This is a genomic window from Acinetobacter sp. V2, assembly GCF_001188385.1.
GTDB classification, from domain to species: Bacteria; Pseudomonadota; Gammaproteobacteria; order Pseudomonadales; family Moraxellaceae; genus Acinetobacter; species Acinetobacter oleivorans.
Genome location: NZ_JZFB01000002.1, coordinates 38,008 through 43,715, shown reverse-complemented (window position 1 = coordinate 43,715; position 5,708 = coordinate 38,008). Strand labels below are relative to the sequence as shown.

The following is a 5,708-nucleotide window of genomic DNA, read 5'->3' as shown; positions in this document are numbered from 1 at the left end:
CTTGTTGAAAAGCTGGTTGCCGTTGATCGTGTAGCCAAAGTTGTTAAGGGCGGTCGTATCTTCTCTTTCACAGCATTAACTGTTGTGGGTGATGGTAATGGTCGTGTTGGTTTTGGTCGTGGTAAAGCACGTGAAGTTCCAGCTGCTATTTCTAAAGCACTTGAAGCTGCACGTCGCAACATGATTACTGTAGACCTTGCAGGTACTACTTTACAACACCCTGTGAATGCTCGTCATGGCGCAAGCCGTGTATACATGCAACCTGCTTCTGAAGGTACTGGCGTAATCGCTGGTGGCGCAATGCGTGCCGTTCTAGAAGCTGCGGGCGTGCATAACGTACTTGCTAAATGTTATGGTTCTACTAATGCTGCAAACGTAGTAAACGCAACTTTCAAAGGTTTGCGTGATATGACTTCTCCTGAGAAAGTCGCTGCGAAACGTGGTAAATCAGTAGCAGAAATTCAAGGGTAATCAATCATGAAAACGATTAAAGTTACCCAGACTAAATCTTCTTCACATCGCTTGAAAAATCACAAGCTTTGCTTACAAGGTTTAGGTCTGCGTCGTATTGGTCATACTGTAGAAGTGCAAGATACGCCTTCTAACCGCGGTATGATCAACAAAGTCTACTATATGGTTAGTGTAGAGGAATAAGCCATGACTCTGCGTTTAAATGAGCTTGCGCCTGCGGAAGGTGCAAAACGTGAAAACCGTCGTTTAGGCCGTGGTATCGGTTCTGGCGTTGGTAAGACTGGTGGCCGTGGTGTCAAAGGTCAAAAATCACGTAAAAGTGGTGGCGTTCGTCCAGGCTTTGAAGGCGGTCAAACAGCGATTTATCGTCGTTTACCTAAATTCGGTTTCACTAGCCAAATCGCTTTAAAAACTGCTGAAGTACGTTTATCTGAGTTAAGCAAAGTTGAAGGCGACATCGTTAGCCTAGAAACTTTGAAAGCTGCGAATGTTGTTCGTCGTGACCAAGTTCGTGCTCGTATCGTACTTTCTGGTGAAATCACTCGTGCATTCACTGTTCAAGGTGTTGCATTGACTAAAGGCGCTAAAGCTGCAATTGAAGCAGCTGGCGGCAAAGTCGAGGAGTAATCTCGAGTGTCTATGTCTCCTAGTTCTTCAGGTCATGTCAACATGATGAAAGGTCAGCCATTTCACGTGAAATATCGTGAAATTATTCGCCGGATGAGTTTTCTAATCGGTGCATTGCTGGTCTTTCGACTAGGAGCGCATATTCCAGTACCAGGCATTAATAATGCTGCGTTAGAAAATTTATTTCATGCGAACCAAGGAACTATTCTTGGGCTATTCAATATGTTTTCTGGCGGTGCTTTAGAGCGAATGTCTATTCTTGCTTTAGGAATTATGCCTTACATTTCTGCATCAATTATTGTGCAGTTAATGTCTACGGTAATTCCTTCACTAGAAGCCTTGAAAAAGGAAGGTGAGCAAGGTAAGCGTAAAATTAATCAATATACGCGTCAGGGTACGTTGTTGCTTGCAGTGGTTCAGGCAGTTGGTATGTGCGCAGGTTTGATTGGTCAGGGTATTACTCTGTCAGTTGGTCTTGAGTTTTATATACCAGCGGTTACTTCACTTGTCGCTGGAACTATGTTCTTAATGTGGCTAGGTGAACAAATCACTGAAAGAGGTATTGGTAACGGTATCTCAATGATTATTTTTGCTGGTATTGTTTCTGGTTTGCCTAAATTAATTATGCAATCAGTTTCATCAGTAGATAATGGTCAGACAAGCTTAATTGGTCTTGTGATCTTTGGTCTTTTGTCTGTAGGTGTGCTGGCTGCCATTGTGTTTATTGAAAAAGCACAACGTCGTATTCCAGTGAATTATGCACAAAAGCAACAAGGTCGTCGTATATTTACAGCACAGCAGACACATTTACCATTAAAAATTAATATGGCTGGTGTGATTCCTGCGATTTTTGCAAGTTCTTTACTATTGTTCCCAGCGAGTCTTGGTCAATGGGTGGGAAGTGCAGATGCAAATGCTGGATTAATTAAGCGTAGCTTACAAGATTTAGCTTTAGTATTGTCGCCTGGACAGCCTTTGTATTTGGTGCTCTTTGGTGCGTTAATTATCTTTTTCTGTTACTTTTATACGGCTTTAGTATTTAGCCCTAAGGAAGTATCAGAAAATCTAAAACGCAGCGGAGCTTATGTGCCTGGTATTCGCCCAGGTGAGCAAACTGCTCGTTACTTAGATCATATTCTTAATCGTTTGACGTTTATTGGTGCGATTTATATTACGGTCATTTGTTTAATGCCAATGATTCTACAAAGTTCTTTTGGAATTCCATTCTCTTTGGGTGGTACATCATTACTAATCGTAGTTGTCGTTGTTATGGACTTTATGGCTCAGCTACAAGCGCATTTAACATCTCATCAATATGATAATCAAACATTAATGAGAAAAACGACTGCTCATCCTAAGGGATAAGCGCACTTAGAGGTTTCATCATGAAAGTACAAGCTTCTGTAAAGAAAATTTGTGGTAGCTGTAAAGTTATCCGTCGTAATGGGGTTATTCGCGTAATTTGTAGCGCAGAACCTCGTCATAAGCAGCGTCAAGGTTAATCTAATCAAGACCTGTTGATTTCAGTAGGCGAATTGGGTTAATATCCGCCCCTCAAGATTTTGTGGGGCGGTTGATTATCTCTACTGCCTTTTTGGAGAAAGTGAATGGCTCGTATTGCCGGTGTAAACATTCCGGATAACAAGCATGCTGTTATCTCCCTCACTTACATCTTTGGTGTCGGTCGCCATACTGCTAAGAATATCTTAGCTACAGTTGGTATTACTGAAACTACTAAGATCCGTGAGTTGGACGATGCTCAGCTTGATGCGATTCGTGCAGAAGTTGCTAAGGTTCCTACCGAAGGTGACTTACGTCGCGAAATTTCCATGAACATTAAACGTTTAATGGATTTGGGTTGCTATCGCGGCCTTCGCCATCGTCGCAGCTTGCCTGTCCGTGGTCAACGCACCAAAACTAACGCACGTACCCGTAAAGGTCCGCGCAAACCGATTAAAAAGTAAGATTTCTGGAAGCTAAAAGATGGCTAAAGATACTCGCACACGCAAGAAGGTCACTCGTACCGTCTCTGAAGGTGTTGCACACATTCACGCGTCTTTTAATAACACCATTGTTACGATTACTGATCGTCAAGGTAATGCATTGGCTTGGGCCACCTCTGGTGGACAAGGCTTCCGTGGTTCACGTAAATCAACTCCGTTTGCTGCTCAGGTAGCTGCTGAAGTTGCTGGTAAAGCAGCTTTAGATTATGGTTTGAAAAATCTGGATGTCCTTGTAAAAGGTCCTGGTCCAGGTCGTGAGTCTGCGGTTCGTGCATTAGGCGCAGTGGGTTATAAAATTAACAGCATTACCGATGTGACGCCAATTCCTCACAACGGTTGCCGTCCACCTAAAAAACGTCGCGTGTAAGGAGAAACATTCATGGCTCGTTATATTGGTCCAAAATGCAAACTCTCTCGCCGCGAAGGGACAGACCTGCAACTTAAATCTGGCGTTAAACCTTTTGACGTCAAAACTAAAAAAGCTAACAAAGCACCTGGTCAACATGGTCAGGCACGCGGTGGTAAGCAATCTGAGTATTCACTACAATTACGTGAAAAACAAAAAGTCCGTCGTATTTACGGTGTGTTAGAACGTCAATTTAGTAACTACTATAAAGAAGCAGCTCGTGTTAAAGGCGCAACAGGTGAGAACTTGTTGAAATTGCTTGAAAGCCGTCTTGATAACGTTGTTTATCGCATGGGTTTTGGTTCTACACGTGCAGAAGCTCGTCAGTTAGTAAGTCACCGTAGCATTACTTTGAATGGTCGTCGTGTAAACATCGCATCTATTCAAGTTAAAGCTGGTGATGTAATTGCGGTTCACGAAGGTGCTAAACAACAATTGCGTATTAAAAACGCGATTGAGTTAGCTGCACAACGTGGTATTCCAGCTTGGATGGATGTTGATCATTCTAAGCTTGAAGGTACGTTTAAAGCTGCACCAGATCGTGCTGATTTACCTGCTGAAATCAATGAAAGCTTGATTGTAGAATTGTATTCTAAATAATCCTTGAGGTAGCAATAATGACGCGTACTGCAAACGAGTTTCTAACTCCGCAAGCGATCAAGGTCGAAGCGGTTAGCGGGACCTCGGCAAAAGTGATTCTAGAACCTTTAGAGCGTGGTTTTGGCCATACTCTAGGTAATGCTTTACGTCGCATTCTATTGTCTTCTTTACCTGGCGCTGCTGTGGTTGAAGTAGAGATAGAAGGTGTCGAGCACGAGTACAGTACTTTAGAAGGCTTGCAGCAGGACATCGTCGAGCTCTTGCTGAACCTAAAAGGATTGTCTATTAAGCTGTTCGATCAAAATGAAGCATATTTAACATTAGAGAAACAAGGTCCTGGCGAAATTACTGCTGCTGACCTTCGTTTACCTCATAATGTTGAAGTGGTTAACCCAGAACATTTGATCGGTACTTTGAGTGCTTCAGGCTCATTAAAAATGCGCTTGAAGGTTGCTCAAGGTCGTGGTTATGAAACATCTGATTCTCGTTTCCCTGAAGGTGAAACACGTCCTGTTGGTCGTTTGCAATTAGATGCTTCTTATAGCCCGATTAAGCGTGTTTCTTACACCGTTGAAAATGCGCGTGTAGAACAACGTACCGATTTAGATAAACTGGTAATCGACCTCGAGACAAATGGTACGGTTGATCCTGAAGAAGCAATCCGCAAAGCGGCAACAATCTTGCAACAACAAATTGCAATTTTTGTTGATCTTCAGAAAGACCAAACTCCAGTTGCTCAAGAGCCTCGTGAAGAAGTTGACCCAATCTTGCTTCGCCCAGTAGATGATCTAGAGCTTACTGTTCGTTCTGCTAACTGTTTGAAAGCAGAAAATATTTACTACATTGGTGATCTTGTTCAACGTACTGAAGTTGAGTTGTTAAAAACTCCTAACCTTGGTAAAAAATCGTTAACAGAGATCAAAGATGTTTTGGCATCGAAAGGCTTACAACTCGGTATGCGTCTTGAAAACTGGCCACCAGCTAGTCTTCGTATGGACGACCGTTTTGCCTATCGTAGCCGTTAATTAAGTAGGACTATCACCATGCGTCATCGTAATAGTGGTGTGAAATTAGGCCGTACAAGCAGCCATCGTAAAGCGATGTTCCAAAACTTGGCTAATTCTTTATTTGAACACGAGTTGATCAAAACAACTGTTCCTAAAGCTAAAGAATTACGTCGTGTTGCTGAGCCTTTAATCACTCTAGCAAAAAACGATACTGTAGCAAATCGTCGTTTAGCATTTGCTCGTACTCGTAATGCTGCAACTGTAGGTAAATTATTTACCGTACTCGGCCCTCGTTACAAAGAACGTAACGGCGGTTATCTACGTGTTCTTAAAGCGGGCTTCCGTGCTGGTGATGCAGCACCGATGGCTTACGTTGAGCTAGTAGATCGTGAAGTGAATACTTCAGCTGAATAATTGATTTTATTCAAGAAAGACCGGTTTTATACCGGTCTTTTTTATTTTTGATAATTACTAAAATTATAAAAATGTCCTCAAGTGACATAAAAAAACGGATAAACGGTCAAACTTGACATTGTGTATTGTCAAAATTGTGCTTTAATAAACTTATATTCTCAACAATGGGTATAAAAATAA

At 42.2% G+C, this 5,708-nt stretch carries 10 protein-coding genes; all 10 read left to right on the top strand.

The features are described 5' to 3' along the window. A partial coding sequence (gene rpsE / locus UC75_RS08950) for a 30S ribosomal protein S5 (RefSeq protein ID WP_128825237.1) occupies window positions 1-471 on the top strand: 471 nt, incomplete at its 5' end. Between the two features lie 6 nt (window positions 472-477). Further along, window positions 478-654 (top strand): 50S ribosomal protein L30, encoded by a 177-nt coding sequence (rpmD, locus tag UC75_RS08945; RefSeq protein ID WP_000849088.1) that lies wholly within the window; start codon window positions 478-480, stop codon window positions 652-654. Between the two features lie 3 nt (window positions 655-657). Next, the gene (gene rplO / locus UC75_RS08940) at window positions 658-1,098 is read left to right on the top strand and encodes a 50S ribosomal protein L15 (protein ID WP_004789613.1); all 441 of its coding nucleotides are present in this window, start codon (window positions 658-660) and stop codon (window positions 1,096-1,098) included. A gap of 45 nt (window positions 1,099-1,143) precedes the next feature. Beyond that, complete coding sequence (gene secY / locus UC75_RS08935; protein WP_171056864.1) at window positions 1,144-2,463, top strand: preprotein translocase subunit SecY; 1,320 nt, start codon at window positions 1,144-1,146, stop codon at window positions 2,461-2,463. 20 nt (window positions 2,464-2,483) lie between these two features. Continuing rightward, window positions 2,484-2,600 (top strand): 50S ribosomal protein L36, encoded by a 117-nt coding sequence (rpmJ, locus tag UC75_RS08930; RefSeq protein ID WP_000867907.1) that lies wholly within the window; start codon window positions 2,484-2,486, stop codon window positions 2,598-2,600. Between the two features lie 105 nt (window positions 2,601-2,705). Continuing rightward, window positions 2,706-3,062, top strand: a complete 357-nt coding sequence (rpsM, locus tag UC75_RS08925; protein ID WP_004789609.1) for a 30S ribosomal protein S13 — start codon at window positions 2,706-2,708, stop codon at window positions 3,060-3,062. A gap of 19 nt (window positions 3,063-3,081) precedes the next feature. Then, complete coding sequence (gene rpsK, locus UC75_RS08920; protein ID WP_001040166.1) at window positions 3,082-3,468, top strand: 30S ribosomal protein S11; 387 nt, start codon at window positions 3,082-3,084, stop codon at window positions 3,466-3,468. Window positions 3,469-3,480: 12 nt separating this feature from the next. Continuing rightward, the gene (gene rpsD, locus UC75_RS08915) at window positions 3,481-4,107 is read left to right on the top strand and encodes a 30S ribosomal protein S4 (protein WP_003653643.1); all 627 of its coding nucleotides are present in this window, start codon (window positions 3,481-3,483) and stop codon (window positions 4,105-4,107) included. A 17-nt stretch (window positions 4,108-4,124) separates the two neighbouring features. Then, window positions 4,125-5,132 carry a DNA-directed RNA polymerase subunit alpha gene (locus UC75_RS08910; RefSeq protein WP_003653641.1) on the top strand — a complete coding sequence of 336 codons (1,008 nt, stop codon included), beginning with the start codon at window positions 4,125-4,127 and terminating at the stop codon, window positions 5,130-5,132. Between the two features lie 18 nt (window positions 5,133-5,150). Beyond that, on the top strand, window positions 5,151-5,528 hold the full coding sequence (gene rplQ / locus UC75_RS08905) for a 50S ribosomal protein L17 (protein ID WP_002049717.1): 378 nt from the start codon (window positions 5,151-5,153) through the stop codon (window positions 5,526-5,528). Window positions 5,529-5,708: the final 180 nt, after the last annotated feature.